This is a genomic window from Nisaea sp. (assembly GCF_039990255.1).
Taxonomy (GTDB): Bacteria; Pseudomonadota; Alphaproteobacteria; order Thalassobaculales; family Thalassobaculaceae; genus Nisaea.
The window spans coordinates 196,981-213,139 of the sequence record NZ_JBDXGG010000007.1 but is presented as its reverse complement, the minus strand read 5'-3'; the positions used below and the strand labels follow the sequence as shown (position 1 = coordinate 213,139).

The following is a 16,159-nucleotide window of genomic DNA, read 5'->3' as shown; positions in this document are numbered from 1 at the left end:
GCGTTCTGACTACTGATTGCAAAAAAATACTGACGGAAGAGACACTACATCCAATCCTGAGCTTGCGGAAAATTATACGCCACAAACCTATAGGTCGACTGAACAGCTTCACGAATCCCCTTGGAACGCGTGGAAAGATCGATATTCCAGGTCTCGATCACCTCATCCCAGATCATGATCTTTTTGTGCAGCTCATCCCGCATCTCGCGAATGAAATTGATCTGCTTGTCGTAGCTTCTCAGCACAGTGAGGATTTCACCGGTCTGGGCATCGACCTGATCAAAGATGAAACTGAAGTCCCGGATCGGAGGCTCCATCAGGGTCCGAACACGTTGCACCTCGCTGATGAACTGTCTGTCGCCTCGATGCAACGCAATCACCTGAACGAGTTTGGCCTGGATCGCGCTCGCATAGGTAAAGCGGTCCCGCAAGGCTTCGATATAGGCAAGCTCGCGAGCAACCCGGTCGACCAGGTCGAGCACTTCCTGCTTGCGATCCTTTCCCAAGCCCAGCTTTTCGGCAATGTCGGCAATGCCGTTCTGGATTCGCGCCTTTGTCTCCGGCTTAGCCAACTCGGCCTGAATATCCGACTCCTCCATGGAGACGTCTTCTCCAGAAACCCATTTGGCGATCTGTGCCATCAGGCGGTTCTTGGCGCGTTCTAGATGCTTTTCCTCAATCGACCAACTGGCAGAGCCGTCCAACAATTCGCGCGGGATTGTATCTCCGGGCCGGATATCCTTGACGTAGTTCAGCCCTTTGCGGACCGTAACGAGCAGCTTACCATCTTGGGAATCTTCCTCGATTCCGAACTCCGCACACAATGATTCAAGCGGAACAGATGCTTCAAGATCTCCAACCTTCACACGCAGGGCCGCAATTCGGTCCTGGCCGGTCAGCATGAAATGCGCACCGTTAACCTTAAAAATTTTATGCTCGAATGCGAAGTGCGTGGATGGGTCCAACGCGCCTTCTTCTTCAGCAGCGGTCATATTCGCTCCAGATCACAGGGCCTAGGGCCGGTCGCCCTGTCTCGTCATGCCGTCATACGCCAGAAGACTGAACGAATTGCTAACATCATTATCAATCTAAACCAACGTATGCCTTCTGCACTTCTTTGATAGAGATAATTGATTAACGGAAAATTAGGAACGCTCAGCTTATCGTGTAATGTAAATGGAGTGGCGTCGCACAGTTTAAATGCATAGCACGCCCTCATGTCTGATGAAGTCTAACAAGTGCTGAGGTCGCGCCGTGGGTGATACTAAGGGAAGAGTTTTCTCGGTGGAGCGTCGCGCTCAAGAACGCGGATATCCGATCCAATCGCCAACTTCCGGGCAGGATATCATGCCATCTTTCTCTTCCAGTGCGTTCGAAGAAGCTCTACTCGCCGAGATTTCGAGTTTGAGAACCGAGCTATCAGAGATCCGGAAGGCAGTCGGGATGGGTGTGCAGGCTCCGGTGCAAGCACCCGATGTGGCGGAACAGCCCGACGAGCAATCCCACGATACGAGCGGCCTGGATACGAACGATATCGATCACGATCTGCGAATCGAAATTGCGCAGATGGTCCGCTCGATTGGTAAAGCCAAAACCCAGATCGCGGCGATCAAGCACCCAATGTCCGCGGAAGACCAGATGCAGACGGCCTCCCTGCAACTGGACACGATCGTACAAACCACCGAAACCGCGACCAACGAGATCATGGAATCGGTCGATGGTATCGAAGGCACCCTGAAACAGATTCACGGCTTCACTCTTGATGACCCTGAAGTCCAGCAACTGATCGATCAGGCATCGAACCAGCTGATTTCGATCATTGAGGCCTGCAGCTTCCAGGATCTTACCGGCCAGCGAATCACTCAGGTGGTGAAGACGCTGCGGTTCATCGAAAGCCGGATCCTGGCCATGATCGATATCTGGGGCGGCCTGGAAGCGTTCAAGGATCTGCCGATCCCAGAGGACGAGTCAAAAACCGGTGACGGTGTTTCAGAAGAGGAAGAAGGTCTTCTCAATGGACCCGCGCTTGGGGCGCCGGGCCTCAGCCAGGACGATATCGACGCGCTGTTCGACTAGGTGTCTCCTGCCGAGTGCTGCAACCGCCTGCCTGGGAAAACAAAAATGGAAGCACGGGAGGAAGGAGCCGGATCTTGATCCCGGCCCGTCGATCACCTACATGAACTGAGCGCGTGATCAATGAGGATACGCGTTCTGGGTGCCGCGAAGCGGACCCAAAGATCGTCTCGCTCATGCCATGAGGGGTTGGTCCCATGTCACGCATGTCTGTTTTCAACTCTCCGCTCTTGCTCGGCTTCGATCATTTCGAGCGGACACTCGACCGGATAGCCAAGTCCACGGCCGATGGCTACCCGCCGTATAATATCGAGCAAACCTCGAGTGACGGTCTCCGTATCACACTTGCAGTCGCCGGTTTCGGCTCCGACGAACTCAGCGTGCAGATCGAGGACAACCAGTTAGTCATCCGCGGACGCCAGGTCGAGGAAGACGACAGAATCTACCTGCATCGCGGCATTGCCGCGCGCCAGTTCCTGCGCACCTTTGTTCTGGCGGAAGGTATTGAAGTCGAAACTGCTGACCTCGACAACGGCCTCCTTCACATTGATCTCCGCCGCCCGATGCCGGAGGTTAAGGTACAAACGATTGAGATCAATGCAGGAAAGAAACCGTCGACATCGAGTACGAGAAAAAAGCTTGATGTTGAGCGAGCCGACTAACAACGCAGAATGCGGAGATACAAATGGGAACCGAAATGACCGAACCTAATGGCGTGCGTCAGCTGAATTCACGGGATTTCGCCGCTCTTGGGCTGTTCGATATCGCTTTTGTTAAGCCGGTAACCAGTGATGGCGAAGAGAATTTCGAAATCCACACCGCCGATGGCAAGCTGGTCGCAGATGCACCGAGCTGGGAGGCAGCAGTTTCCCTGATCGCAGAGAACGAGATGCAGGCCGCCCGCATCCAATAGGATGCGGAGGCGCCCAAATTTCAAAAAACCAATGAAATTACGAGGGCATCAGGCCGCGTTGCTGGCTGTCGCTTCGGTCAGGAGCGCATAGATCGCGTCGACGCTGTCCGCGCCACGGATCTTCTCGCAGACACCCTTGTCGCGCAGCAGGCGGGAAACCCGTGCCAACGCCTTCAAGTGATCCGCGCCAGCGGATTCAGGGGCCAGCAGCAGAAAAATGACGTCCACCGGCTTGTCGTCGATCGCATCGAATTCGACGGCACGATCCGCGCGCGCAAAAACAGCATAGAGCCGATCAAGTGACGGCAATTTGCCATGCGGTATGGCAATGCCATTGCCCATGCCGGTGGTGCCCAGGCGCTCGCGCTCCAGAAGCACATCAAAGATCTCTCTCTGCTCAAGTCCGGTCACGTCGGCAGCACGGCGGGACAGTTCCTGCAATGCCTGCTTCTTCGAGGTGACCTTAAGATGAGGGAGAACTCCCTCCGGAATAAGGATGTCCGCGATTTCCATCGAGTCTACCCTGCTCTAGTTTCATATCTAAAGACGCCCAGACTTGCCTCGTTGAATGAGCAGTCTGCACGCCGTGCCGGTCCACAAAGGCCAAGGCTCATCCCTGAGCCAGACCTTTCGGGTCAATCCAACCGATATTCCCATCACCGCGACGGTAAATCACATTCAGCTCGCCATGCGCACGGTTACGGAACATCACGACCTGAAGTTCGCCCAGTTCCAGACGCATCACGGCTTCTTCGACCGAGAGATCCTCGATCGACGTCGTCATTTCCGCGACAACCACCGGCTGCCACTCATCCTCGATCACAGGCTCCGCAGAAGGTTGGCTCGCTGCGAGGACATATTGTTGGGCTGCAACTTTCGCACCACCGTTCCCGCGATGGTGATCGCGTACCCGGCGCTTGAAACGGCGCAGACGTTTGTCGATATGCTCGCCTGCTTTGTCTGCGGATGCATATGCATCTGCCGCGATACCCTGGCCGCGTACAAACATTTCGCGCCCAACATGGACAGCGATATCGGTACGGAAATCGTTCCCCTCCTTGGAAACGGTCACGCTTCCGTCGAGAGGATCGCCAAAATATTTCTCTGAGATCGCGGTGACCAAACGCTCGACATGTTCCTTGAGCGCTTCGCTGACCTGGACCTGCTTGCCGTTAATCGATACTTGCATGCTTCTTTTCGCGGTCGATGAAATTGACCTGTCTATGCCCAATCCGGGGAACGCAGGCACCGGTAAAAAATGGCCTAACGCCGCCTATCCAGCGAAGGCGCGGAACTTATTCGCGCCCAAGGGGAGAGTCAAGCATTGCACTTACCGGATTCCTAAGTCCCCGACAATTAGATCAAATTCGCATCGATTTTTCGCGTCTCCTCTGAACCGACGAGGGAATTTTCATCGCTTCGCGGTACTTGGCGATTGTCCGCCGTGCGATATCTACACCTTGCCCCTTCAGTATTTCCACGATGCGATCATCTGATAGCACTTTGGTCGGTGGCTCCTCGTCGATCAATTTCTTGATTTTGAACCGGACCGCCTCCGCGGAAAGAGCATCGCCACCCGCAGATGATGCGATGGCACTGGTGAAGAAGTACTTAAGCTCATAAATACCACGTGGCGTCGCCATAAATTTGTTCGATGTAACGCGGCTGACGGTACTTTCGTGCATCTCGATCACTGTCGCAATGTCGCGCAACACGAGCGGCCGCAGATACTGAATACCGTGCTGGAAGAAGCCATCCTGCTGTCGGACGATCTCGCCGGCCACTTTCAGGATCGTCGTCGCCCGCTGATGTAGCGACCGCACGAGCCAGTTCGCCGACTGGTGGCACTCGCTGAGATATTCTCGGTCGGATTTCTGTTTCGGCGACTGGCTGATCTGCGAAAGATACGCATTGTTGACCAACACGCGCGGCAAGGTGTCCGGATTGAGTTCCACAATCCAGGTGCCGTCCGGCGCCGGACGCACCAACACATCCGGGACGACCGCCTCGCTGGTATCCCGCTCGAAGGCGAGACCCGGCTTCGGATTAAGGGAACGGATCTCCTCGACCATCTCGGTCATGTCTTCAACATCGACACCGCAGACCTTGAGCAGCCCCTGCATGTCGCGCTTGGCCAGCATAGGCAGATTGTCGAGCAGGGCCTGGATTGCCGGATCGAGCCGGTTCCGGTCCTGCAACTGCAGGGCGAGGCATTCCGAGAGGTTTCGGGCAAAGATACCCGGCGGGTCCAGGTTTTGCAGTCTTCCAAGCACGGCTTCGACCGCCCCTGCCGGGCAGGCAAGCCGATCCGTCACGTCCTCAAGATCACCGGTGTAATAACCGGCATCGTCCAGGGAATCGAGCAGATCGACAGCAATGATGCGTTCGTCCGGCTGCACGATATCGAGTGTTATCTGTTCAAGAAGATGCTCGCGCAGGGTTTTGTCCTGACCGACGGATTCTTCCAGGCCTGGCAAATCCTCACCGCCGCGTCCGCCACCGCTGCCCGCACTCTCCCAGCTGCCAAGTGTCGGAGACAAGGATGGGTCCGCCTCCTCGACACTGGCACTGCTCCAGTTGTTGTCGTAATCCGAATCACCGGGATCGTCATTGCCCGCAGGTAAGGATTCCGCGTTCGTCCGGTCCATCGTATCGGGGCCGTCAGGCGCCTCGTCCCAGCCGCTTTCGGTTGCTCCGTTGCTCGGTGCACTCTCGACCTCGACCGCCTTGTCATAGGCCGACAGATTATCGGCCTCAAGCGCTTCGAGCGTCGCCGGCCCGTCGCCTTCATCCCGTTCGAGCAGTGGGTTTTGCTCGATTTCCGTTTCGACGAATTCGTTCAGCTCAAGATTGTTGAACTGCAGCAGCTTGATCGCCTGCTGCAATTGCGGCGTCATGACCAGGTTCTGGGACTGCCTGAGGTCCAGTCTGGCTGAGAGCGCCAAGCCGGGTCTCCCTAGAGCCTGAAGCGGTCGCCGAGATAGACCCGGCGGACGTCAGAGTTGGAAACAATCTCGTCCGGCACTCCGTCCATCAGGACCTTGCCGTCATGCAGAATGAAAGCCCGATCCACGATATCGAGGGTCTCGCGCACATTGTGATCTGTTATCAACACACCGATGCCGCGATCCTTTAGATGGGAGATCAGATCCCGGATCTCGCCTACGGCAATCGGATCGATACCTGCCAATGGCTCGTCAAGCAGGATGAAATTCGGATGCGACGCCAGCGCCCGGGCGATTTCCACCCGGCGCCGCTCCCCGCCCGACAACGCTATAGACGGGGTCCGGCGCAAATGGCTGATCGAGAATTCGGCCAGCAGATCTTCCAGCAAGGCATCCCGCTGGCCGGGGTTGTCTTCGACCACCTCAAGCACCGCCCGGATGTTCTGCTCGACCGTCAGCCCCCGGAAGATCGAGGCCTCCTGAGGCAGGTAGCCGATACCGAGACGGGCGCGCCGATACATAGGCAATTCCGAGATATCGGCGCCGTCGAGATGAATGCTGCCGTAATCCGCAGAGATCAGCCCCGTGATCACATAGAAACAGGTGGTCTTGCCGGCCCCGTTCGGTCCGAGCAGACCAACCGCCTCGCCACGCTGCACGGACAGACTGACATCGCGCAGCACTGGCCGCGACTTGTATCGCTTGCCCAGATTCTGCACGACGAGCCCGCGATTGCTGCTGACAAGCCGTGGCCCATCGCCGGTTCCCGAAGAACCGTCGGCCGCACCGATATTGCTCTCGCTCATCCCTAGCCTTTGCCCCGCTTTCCGGTGTGCCGTATACCGTGCCAGGTCATTTATTGCCCGACTTCGGATTGAACAATCCCCTGACCCGCTGGCGGTCCCCTTTCGAACCGGCCAGCAATTTACTGATACCAGTCTTCAGATTCACCTCGGCCCGCTCGCCATTCAGCTGGTTATCACCCCGGGTGATCCGCACATTCCCCTGAAGGATAGCGGTCTCCGAATCAACATTGTAGATGCCTTCGTCTCCGCGCGCGACCTCCTCGGCCGTGGTGATCACGACATTACCGACCGCATCCATGCGCTTCGCGACCAGAGTGCCCGCGGCATCCTCTTCGAAACGGGCGATCAGCGTGTCGGCCCGGATCGTCCGGTCATCCTTCTTTGCCTCTGCATTTCCGCGGGCAACGGCGATCTGGCGTTTGTCCCAATATTCCAGGCTATCGCGCGCCGTGATGGTTTCTGTTCCGGTTTCCAGACGGGGTGGCGCCGTGGTGCCAAGCATGACGGCAACCGCCTCGTCCAGATCGTATACCGCCCGCTCGCCATATCCGGTCTGCGCCTCAGAGGAGATCACCACATTGCCGATCGCCTCGAGCCTGTAGATGTCCGTCGCGCCGCTCTTGTCGCGATAAAGCGCGGTCAGCGTATCGGCGGCGACGGTCACCCCGCCCCGCTCCGCCCTTGCATTGCCGCGCGCAACATACATCTGATCTTCGCGGATCCACTCAATGCCGTCATCCGCCTCGACGGTAACAGGCGCGTCCTCACCGTCGGCAGATTGAAGGGATTGACCATAAGCATCACCAGAGCCACAGAGGAGCACGGCGAGAAGAGACATGGCACCAAAAACAACGCCGAAATGCCGATCGCAATACCGATGGAAAAACTGAGTATGCATTAATTCACGCCCTGGGGCTTGCCACCCTGGATTTGAGCCGGGAAGAAGGTGATCTTGCTTTTGCCGGTGAAGATGATGCGCTCGCCCCGATCATAGATCCGGAAGCCTTCTCCGGTCGCAATGCCGCTTTGGCCATGGGCACTGACCGGATCGTCGCTGGTCGCCATGCCTTTATCCAGCAAAACCTGCGCTGTATCGGACGTGACCGTATAGCCTCGATCGTGGAATACAGTCACACCGCCGGCGAGATCTATCGTCTGCTGCTTTTTGTCATAGACCCCGGTCGCCGCGGAAAGCGCCATCCATTCGACGTCATTGACCGCGAGGTCGGCCTGCGGGTTGACCAGATCGAGCCGATCGTCGCCATGGGACTGCTGGCTTGCACGGGATGCCGTCACTTCGTAAGGACGGTGCTCCTCATCAACGCCGACATAGCGCGGCTGATCCATACTCAGTCCATCCGTCGCCGCGACAAAGACACTCTTTACCTTGTCGCCGAGCCGGAACTTCGTGTGGTCCGGAATCAATTGAGGCCAGCTGACAATGAGCGCAATGATGGCCAGCGCCAATGCCGGAAGGATCAACTTCATGAGCACGACAAGACGGCTGGCACGGAACTGAGCGGCTCTGACAGCCCGCGGGCTGTTCGGGATGAAACGCCGACCGTCGGGACTTCCACCCACATTTTCCGCAGTCTGGTCGGCCATCCAACCCTCTTTCGTGAATCCTTTGGAATCACTTAGGATTCCCGCGCGCGATGCCAGTCAGTTCAGGTCGGCACCACCATCCGCGACATTTTGGCCCGACAATTGCTTGTCTATACGGCAGGAGTATGGCGAATGACCGCCAAACGGTCAACGAATCCCTACGGTTCCGCCGTCAGTGAGAGAAAATATCTTCGCCGCCATAGCCGATCAGATCAAGCGCCGCACGGGTCGGCAGATAGGCGAAGCTCGCGGCGGCAATCCCGTCACGCCCTTCGCGCACCAGACGACGGTCCAGCTCTTCGCGCAACTTGTGCAGATAGAGCACGTCGGACGCCGCATAGGCCATCTGCTCCTCGGTCAGCTCATCCGCACCCCAATCGGAAGATTGCTGCTGCTTTGACATGTCAACGCCAAGCAACTCCCGGCACAGATCCTTGAGGCCGTGCCGGTCCGTATAGGTGCGCACCAGTTTGGACGCGATTTTCGTGCAATAGACCGGAGCCGTCACCACGCCGAGATAGGCCTGCATGACGGCCACGTCAAAGCGGGCAAAATGGAACAGCTTCAGGACATTGGGGTCGGTCAGCAGCCGGGCCAGATTCGGCGCATTGTGCTCACCCTTGGCGAACTGAACGAGATGGGCATTGCCATCACCGGCGGAGAGCTGAACAACGCAGAGCCGGTCGCGCTCCGGGCGGAGCCCCATGGTCTCGCTGTCGATCGCCACCACCGGCCCGAGATCGAGACCGTCCGGCAGATCGCCCTTATGCAGTGTGATTGTCATGGGGTTCTCCTGCTCCATCTGGTCCAAGGCCTTTGAACGGCCGCACGCAAATCAGGTCCTACGACAGAATATCGGGACCCGCCAACGGTTTTGCGATTTCTCACGGGAGAAAGGCCATAAGCACAGGAGGGCGACCCCACATCTTTTCGTTTTCTGGCGACTTACAGACATCCAAGATCCTGCAACCACCCATGCCGTCATGGATACCATTTCCAATAGAGTGGATCGCGATGAGGCGCTGAGCCAAAACGGCTCTTGTTCAGACAAACGCCATAAGAGCCAAGCGAGACTTACGTCACAGGAATCAGCATACATGATTTGCGAAAGCCACATTTTTTAGAAATCTTTTATTTGCAAAAAATAATTTTTCGTTGAAAACACACACCATAGTACACGTTATTATTTTCTTGATTCGATAAATTCTTATAGTAGCATTAAATGCAATTTGCACATTTATAGATTTTCGATGACTTCATCTGAAAAATCGACCCAGAACAGGACATCAATCAATAATTTCAGATAAATAATAATATAATGGCTACCGCTTGAAATGAAATGCCGCTGGCAAGGTTTTACCGCCTCATGACCGCAATACATTTCAAATTTTATTTGAATTCCATCCAGAAAAACCGACGAATAGAGATGAATTTCATATCTATTGGCCATATATTGAATAAGGTAATAATTCGACTTTTCAGAATTTCTGATCGGCTGTACTCGCCATGACATAGCGAATCTTCACTATCGTTTGCGCAACCGCTCAAGAACATCTTTTCGTTGAAAATTATGGGCGAATAATAATGGCACACAGAGAATTCAATCAAAATGGAAACGCCAGAGAACTGGTGATCGTGGACTCCGCCGTGTCCTGTCACGAAGACTTGCTGCACGGCCTGGATGATTCCCTGGAAGTCATTTTTCTACGTGGCGACCAGAGCGGTCCGGATCAACTCGCAACAGCCTTGAAAGGCCGGAGAGGCGTCGATGCTCTGCACATCATCTCCCATGGCCGCGATGGCGCCCTGATACTGGGGAATGCCGTGCTTTCGGGCGAAACGCTCAACCAGCATGCCGATGCACTTTTAACCATACGTTCCGCATTGAGCGATGTCGGGGACATCCTGCTTTACGGTTGCGAAATTGCAAAAACGGAAAAAGGCGAATCTTTCGTCGCCGCTCTGGCAGACGCGACCGGCGCCAATGTGGCTGCCTCGCGGACGCCCACCGGCGCTGCGGATCTCGGCGGCGATTGGGACTTGCCCGTCCATGTCGGTGCGGTGAATACACCAGTCGGCTTCACCACTGTCGCGCGGGCCAGTTTTGCGGGTCTGCTCGCACCGACAATAGGCACGGTAAACTTCGGCACAGGGATTGACATCTTACGTCGAGATACAAACACGCCATCTACCAATGTTAAAGCATCCGGTCTGACGGTTACCTATTCCGGCGATTCAAGCACCGTAGACATGGTTCTTGGAACTGTGGATGACGCATTTGCCTCTGACAACTCAGCACTCTATTACGGTCAAGGCACTGTCTGGACCGGCAACGCCCTGATGGTCGGCGATATCGACAACCAAGCCGGTGGTGCAACCGTCAACTATATGTCTCTCAAGTCCGACAATGGAACCGATGCTTTCGCTCTTAACGGTTTCACGTTCTTTTTTCGCTCCAACTCCACGTCCATACCGACATTCACGGCTACAGCCCATAACGCTTCGGGCACCCAGATTGGCTCCACCGCCACCATAACGATGGACAACACTGCCAATGATGGTGATGCAGGCAGCGACACCGGTTACGCGACAGTTTCAGACGGAGAGCTAGGCAGCGATTTTGACAATATTGTTGAGTTTCGGATCCATTCTTCGGACCCGACCAACGTGGTAATTATGGGTATCGACGATGTTGTGATTGGCAATGCCGTCTCCAACAACGCCCCAGCACTCGGCGGCACCCCCGCGGACGATACGGCCACCGAAGATGTTGCCACCGCGATCGATCTCTCCACCTATAACGTCTCCGATGCGGATGGAGATACCGTCACGCTGACCCTCGCTGTCGACCGCGGCACGATTTCATCGACCGACGGCAATGGCACCACGTCGAGTGTGACCGTCGCCAATTCCGGCACCGGGTCAATGACCCTCCAGGGCACTGCCGCCAATCTGAATACGTATCTCAATGATGCGTCCAAAATTACCTATACGACTGCCACCAACGATACGACGACAGCCGTGCTGACCGTCACGCCGAACGATGGCACGGTGAACGGGGCGGCGGATACGGTTAACATCACCATTTCATCGGTCAACGATGCCCCGACGCTTTCGGGCCTCCCAACCGATCTTGTGTTTACGGAAGATACTCAAGGCAGTGTGAACCTTTCGGCGGCCACTTTCGCGGATGTGGACAGCGCCAGCGTCACCGTCACCATTACGGCCAGCGAAGGCAGCTTCGCCGCGCCCGCCGATGGTGCCGCCGTCGGCGGGGGCGTAACCGAGACGCGGGTCAATGCCACGACGATCTCACTGGCCGGTGCAGCCGCGGACATCAACACCTACCTGGATACGACCAATAATATCCAATGGACCGGCGCCACAAACGACACTGGTGACAACACGTCCACCTTTACCGTCACAGCGAACGATGGCAACGGGTCAGGCGACGTCACACTTGGTACCATTAACGCAGATATTGCCGCAGAGAATGACGTTCCCGTCTTTGCCGCTCTCGACGGCACCCCGGCTTTTACGGAAGGCGGCGCCGCAGTCACTCTCGATGCGAACGTCACTGTCTCCGACGTTGAGCTGGATGCCTTGAACGGTGGCAACGGCAATTACTCCGGTGCCAGCCTGACGGTTGCCCGCAATGGCGGGACAAATACAGCCGACAGTTTCGGCTTCGATACCAATGGCGCGTCTTTTACGGTGAATGGCGGCAACCTGCAGAGCGGTGGCAACACCTTCGCCACCTTCACCAATACAGGCGGCACGCTCACCGTCAATTTCACGTCCTCAGGCGCCATGGCCACCTCGGCGCTGGTCGATGAGGTGGTCCAGCGGGTTGCCTACCAGAACACCGGGAATGACCTCTCGTCCAACCCGCAACTCGACTACACACTCAACGACGGAACCGGCACATCAACGGGCAGCAATCAGGTCACTGTTTCGCTGACCGACGTCAACGATGCCCCGACGCTGACAGCGACCGGCGGCAATCCGGGCTACACGGAAGGCGGCGGTGGCTCGGATCTCTTCAACACCGTTTCCGCGGATACGATCGAGACCGGCCAGACTTTCTCCGCAATGACCCTGACCGTGACCAATGTCAGCGACGGGGCTTCCGAGATCCTGAGCTTCGACGGCTCCGATGTGGCATTGACCAATGGCACGTCGGTCACGACGGCGACCAACGGGTTGAGCGTCGGGGTTTCGGTGAGCGGATCGACCGCGACCGTATCCTTCACCGGCGCAACGCTTTCAGAGGCGCAATTGCAGACGGTGGTCGACGGACTGACCTATCGGAACACATCGGATAACCCCACAGCCGGCGCGAACCGGGTGGTCACCATAACAGGGATCACCGACAGCGGCGGAACAGCCAACAGCGGCGTTGCAAGTGCGTCCCTGAGCGTTGCGTCCACCGTTACAATTACCCCGGTCAACGACCCGGCCGCGATCGGCAACCTGAGCGGCGACAATACCGGGTTGCAGTCGGGCAACACGGCCAGAATCGACAATGGCGGGAATGCAACCGTCAGCAACGCGGATTCCGCCGATTACAATGGCGGCTTCCTGACGATCGCCGACAATGGCGCCAACAATTCCGCAACCGGGAACTTCACCGTCGATGGCACCAATGTGACATCCGGCGGCGACGGTACTGTTTCAGCCGGTGAGACCATTCAGGTTGGCGGCACCACAATTGGCACCGTGAACGGGACTGCCGATGGCCAAGGCGGCAACAGTTTCACCATCGATTTCACGACTGCCAATGCCACCGATGCGAACATCCAGACACTGATCCAAAACATCTCCTGGGGAGGCGCAACCGGGACTGGCGCTCAGACCTTTACTGCCACGCTGAACGACAACGATGGCACCGCAAATGGCGGCGATCAGGACAGTACAGCCAACTTCAGCATGACGCTCGGCAACCTACCCGTCCTGGATCTCGATGGAAACGACAGTGCGGGAACAGCCTCCGGCGGCTTCGCGGCGGCGTTCACAGAGGGCGGTGGAAACGTCGCGATTTCCGACACAGACGTGACGGTGACAGACGCCGATGGCGGGGCCACGATTTCCGCAATTACCATCAGCCTGACGAACGACCAGGATGGCAACGCGGAAGGCTTGACCGTCAGTGCGGCGGCGCAGAACGCTCTCACGGGGATAACGGGTGCGTCGGACATAACCCGCCAGGATAGCATTTCCGTTACAGGCGCCACTGCGACCCTGGCCGAGGTCCAGACCTTCCTGCAAAACGTCTTTTACAACAACACCTCGGATACGCCGGACCTGACCGCACGGACGATCACCGTCACTGTTACGGACAATGATGGCCTAGTCTCTTCCAGTGTGACCAGCGCGGTGTCCGTTTCCGGTGTCAACGATGTCCCCGCCTTTACGGGCGTGGACAATGCCGCGGCCTTCACCGAAGACGGTACCGCCGTCGTGCTCGACGCAAACGCGACCGTTGCAGATGCCGAGCTTGATGCGCTGAACAGCGGAAATGGCAATTACAGCGGCGCCACTTTGACGCTGAGCCGCAATGGCGGGGCCAATGCGGACGATGTCTTTGCGAACAACGGGCAGCTCGGCGCGCTCACTCAAGGGGGCAACCTCGTCTATAACGGCACCACCGTCGGCACCGTGACAACCAATTCCGGCGGCACCTTGCTGCTCACATTCAACGGCAGCGCCACATCCGCGCTCGTCGACAGCGTGCTCCAGAACATCACCTACTCAAACAGCAACGACACACCGCCGGCGAATGTTCAGATCAACTACGCTTTCAGCGACGGCAACAGCGGCACGCAGGGATCGGGTGGCGCCGGATCGGATACCAACGATTCGATTACAGTGACCATCACCGCAGCGAACGATGCGCCTGTATTTGGCGCCCTGGACGGCGACGCGCCCTCCGGGGCCCCAAATGCAGTCGTTGATTTCGATGCTGGAAGCAATGTCACGGTCACAGACCCGGACAGCACAGACTTGAACGGCGGTACGTTGACGATTAGCCGGACGGGCACATTTTCCGGAAACTTTGGCCTCAAGGATGCGAGTGCGACCTCCGGTGGAGATGGCGTTATTGCCGCCGGAGATGTCATCGCCGTTGGCGGAACCAATATCGGAACGGTCACCACGAACGGGCAAGGCGCCAACAATCTCGTTGTCACGTTCAACACGACAGATGCGACGCCGGCTCGCATCCAGACTCTCATACAGGCGCTCACCTATCAAAGCAGCGAAGCCGGCTCGCATGGCTTTACCGTTACGTTGACTGACGGAGATAGCGGAACGTCCTCAGCGGCGACGGTCACACTCAGTGTAGCCGCGCCATCGACCGGCGGTGGTGGTTCGACGACACCGGTAGTTGTCGTCACCCAAGAACCCGCAAACAATGGTGAGACGCCAAACACCACCACGACGGTAACAGCCAGCACGAGCGGTTCCGGCTCAGCAGCGATTGTTGAGAACACGAACAATAACGGCAATGTGGTGACCGCGACTTTGCCTGCCAATACGACCATTTCCTCTACCGGGCCGAGCACGGCGCAGTCCAAGACCGATGCGTTGACATCCCTGGTCAATGCGGTCGACGCACGAAATTCCACGGCTGAATCAGACCTTATCGGGAGCGCGCAAACCTTTCTGAACGCACTTGCGGAAACGACGACACTTGATGTGCGGACAATAATTCCCACAACAACACAATCCAGCCTGTCGGAATCGATCGTCCTCTCCGGCACGTCACCGACAGCCGGGTCTTCGCAATCGGAAGCCTTTGTCATCGATTTGCGGTCCCTTCCATCAGGGTCGAATATCCAACTCGACAATATCGAATTCGCATCGATCCTCGGCACGGCCACAGTCACCGGCGGCAACGGTGACAACTATGCCGTCGGCGATGACAGCTCCCAGTTTATCCGGCTGGGTGAAGGCGACGACCAACTCTTTGGTGGTGCTGGCGATGACACGATCGGAAGCACCACCGGTAACGATCAGATATTCGGTGAATCCGGCCACGACCTTCTGTTTGGCGGTGCCGGTGACGACGCGCTGAACGGCGGGACGAACCGCGATGCAGCGCTTTACGGCGTCGCCAGCGATGGGGTGACGCTTTCCGGGACTCGCGGCAATGTGTCCGCTGTCGACGGCGGCGGGACAGATACGCTCACAGATATCGAATTGGTGGTCTTCACAGGGGAAAACACGTCCGGCAAGGACCGTGTGACCGTGCTGATCCAGGACGACGCGCCTGTTGCCGGGCAATACGGCTTTAACGAGGCGGCGTATCTGAGCGCCTATCAGGATGTCGCGGACGCCGTCTCCGCAGGCGACATTGCCAGCGGTGCCGAGCACTATTCCATGAACGGACAAAGCGAGGGCCGCACCGCTGACCTGCTGTTTGATGCACAGTTCTATCTTGCCGACAATGCCGATGTTGCGGCCGCTGTGACTGCCGGCGCCTTTGCATCGGCGTCAGAGCATTACGAGTTGTTCGGTTACAAGGAAAGCCGTTCGGTCAATCCGTTGTTTGATAGCAGCTATTATCTCACTCAGAACACGGACGTCGCGGCGGCCGTGGCCGAGGGCAGTTTCAATAACGCATATCAGCACTTCACCCTGTACGGCGATCAGGAGGGCCGCGCGGCGTCAAACTTCTTCGATACCTCGACCTACCGCACCGAGCAGCAGCTCGACAGCGACGTGAGTGCCTTGGAGCACTTTCTGCTGGTCGGACTCCGCCAGGGGATCACAGCGCCGACACAGGCCGATTTTACCGCCGAGGGAATAGCCTAGAG

General features: G+C 57.2%; 12 protein-coding genes. 4 read left to right on the top strand and 8 right to left on the bottom strand.

What is annotated here, in order from left to right:
- Window positions 1-44: 44 nt before the first annotated feature.
- Complete coding sequence (locus tag ABJ076_RS05745; protein WP_348191018.1) at window positions 45-992, bottom strand: hypothetical protein; 948 nt, start codon at window positions 990-992, stop codon at window positions 45-47.
- A gap of 355 nt (window positions 993-1,347) precedes the next feature.
- Between ABJ076_RS05745 and ABJ076_RS05740 the strand changes: the two genes are divergently transcribed.
- From ABJ076_RS05740 to ABJ076_RS05730, 3 genes are all read left to right on the top strand, one after another.
- Window positions 1,348-2,076, top strand: coding sequence for a protein phosphatase CheZ (locus tag ABJ076_RS05740; RefSeq protein ID WP_348191015.1), 729 nt, complete (start codon window positions 1,348-1,350; stop codon window positions 2,074-2,076).
- 194 nt (window positions 2,077-2,270) lie between these two features.
- Window positions 2,271-2,735, top strand: coding sequence for an Hsp20 family protein (locus ABJ076_RS05735; RefSeq protein WP_348191012.1), 465 nt, complete (start codon window positions 2,271-2,273; stop codon window positions 2,733-2,735).
- Between the two features lie 35 nt (window positions 2,736-2,770).
- Window positions 2,771-2,986 (top strand): hypothetical protein, encoded by a 216-nt coding sequence (locus tag ABJ076_RS05730; protein WP_348191010.1) that lies wholly within the window; start codon window positions 2,771-2,773, stop codon window positions 2,984-2,986.
- Between the two features lie 48 nt (window positions 2,987-3,034).
- Here the strand turns inward: ABJ076_RS05730 and ptsN are convergent, their stop codons facing one another.
- From ptsN to ABJ076_RS05695, 7 genes are all read right to left on the bottom strand, one after another.
- Entirely contained in the window at window positions 3,035-3,499 is a 465-nt protein-coding gene (ptsN, locus tag ABJ076_RS05725; RefSeq protein ID WP_348191007.1) for a PTS IIA-like nitrogen regulatory protein PtsN, read from the bottom strand.
- Window positions 3,500-3,596: 97 nt separating this feature from the next.
- A complete protein-coding gene (raiA, locus tag ABJ076_RS05720; RefSeq protein ID WP_348191004.1) occupies window positions 3,597-4,175 on the bottom strand; it encodes a ribosome-associated translation inhibitor RaiA in 579 nt (192 codons plus the stop codon).
- 172 nt (window positions 4,176-4,347) lie between these two features.
- Window positions 4,348-5,931, bottom strand: coding sequence for an RNA polymerase factor sigma-54 (gene rpoN, locus ABJ076_RS05715; protein WP_348191001.1), 1,584 nt, complete (start codon window positions 5,929-5,931; stop codon window positions 4,348-4,350).
- Between the two features lie 11 nt (window positions 5,932-5,942).
- Window positions 5,943-6,737: an LPS export ABC transporter ATP-binding protein gene (gene lptB, locus ABJ076_RS05710; RefSeq protein ID WP_348191000.1), complete on the bottom strand. Its 795-nt coding sequence runs from the start codon at window positions 6,735-6,737 to the stop codon at window positions 5,943-5,945.
- 46 nt (window positions 6,738-6,783) lie between these two features.
- Complete coding sequence (locus ABJ076_RS05705; RefSeq protein WP_348190998.1) at window positions 6,784-7,635, bottom strand: LptA/OstA family protein; 852 nt, start codon at window positions 7,633-7,635, stop codon at window positions 6,784-6,786.
- Window positions 7,635-8,342 (bottom strand): LPS export ABC transporter periplasmic protein LptC, encoded by a 708-nt coding sequence (lptC, locus tag ABJ076_RS05700; protein ID WP_348190996.1) that lies wholly within the window; start codon window positions 8,340-8,342, stop codon window positions 7,635-7,637. Before lptC ends, ABJ076_RS05705 begins: the two co-directional genes overlap by 1 nt.
- 172 nt (window positions 8,343-8,514) lie before the next feature.
- Window positions 8,515-9,126 carry a ribonuclease H-like domain-containing protein gene (locus ABJ076_RS05695; RefSeq protein ID WP_348190993.1) on the bottom strand — a complete coding sequence of 204 codons (612 nt, stop codon included), beginning with the start codon at window positions 9,124-9,126 and terminating at the stop codon, window positions 8,515-8,517.
- 800 nt (window positions 9,127-9,926) lie between these two features.
- Between ABJ076_RS05695 and ABJ076_RS05690 the strand changes: the two genes are divergently transcribed.
- Window positions 9,927-16,157: a DUF4347 domain-containing protein gene (locus tag ABJ076_RS05690; protein ID WP_348190990.1), complete on the top strand. Its 6,231-nt coding sequence runs from the start codon at window positions 9,927-9,929 to the stop codon at window positions 16,155-16,157.
- The last annotated feature ends 2 nt before the right edge of the window (window positions 16,158-16,159 follow it).

Coding starts and splice junctions, on each gene's coding strand:
- ABJ076_RS05745 (WP_348191018.1), bottom strand. CDS start 992: ATGACCGCTGCTGAAGAAGAAGGCGCGTTGGACCCATCCACGCACTTC.
- ABJ076_RS05740 (WP_348191015.1), top strand. CDS start 1,348: ATGCCATCTTTCTCTTCCAGTGCGTTCGAAGAAGCTCTACTCGCCGAG.
- ABJ076_RS05735 (WP_348191012.1), top strand. CDS start 2,271: ATGTCACGCATGTCTGTTTTCAACTCTCCGCTCTTGCTCGGCTTCGAT.
- ABJ076_RS05730 (WP_348191010.1), top strand. CDS start 2,771: ATGACCGAACCTAATGGCGTGCGTCAGCTGAATTCACGGGATTTCGCC.
- ptsN (WP_348191007.1), bottom strand. CDS start 3,499: ATGGAAATCGCGGACATCCTTATTCCGGAGGGAGTTCTCCCTCATCTT.
- raiA (WP_348191004.1), bottom strand. CDS start 4,175: ATGCAAGTATCGATTAACGGCAAGCAGGTCCAGGTCAGCGAAGCGCTC.
- lptB (WP_348191000.1), bottom strand. CDS start 6,737: ATGAGCGAGAGCAATATCGGTGCGGCCGACGGTTCTTCGGGAACCGGC.
- ABJ076_RS05705 (WP_348190998.1), bottom strand. CDS start 7,635: ATGCATACTCAGTTTTTCCATCGGTATTGCGATCGGCATTTCGGCGTT.
- lptC (WP_348190996.1), bottom strand. CDS start 8,342: ATGGCCGACCAGACTGCGGAAAATGTGGGTGGAAGTCCCGACGGTCGG.
- ABJ076_RS05695 (WP_348190993.1), bottom strand. CDS start 9,126: ATGACAATCACACTGCATAAGGGCGATCTGCCGGACGGTCTCGATCTC.
- ABJ076_RS05690 (WP_348190990.1), top strand. CDS start 9,927: ATGGCACACAGAGAATTCAATCAAAATGGAAACGCCAGAGAACTGGTG.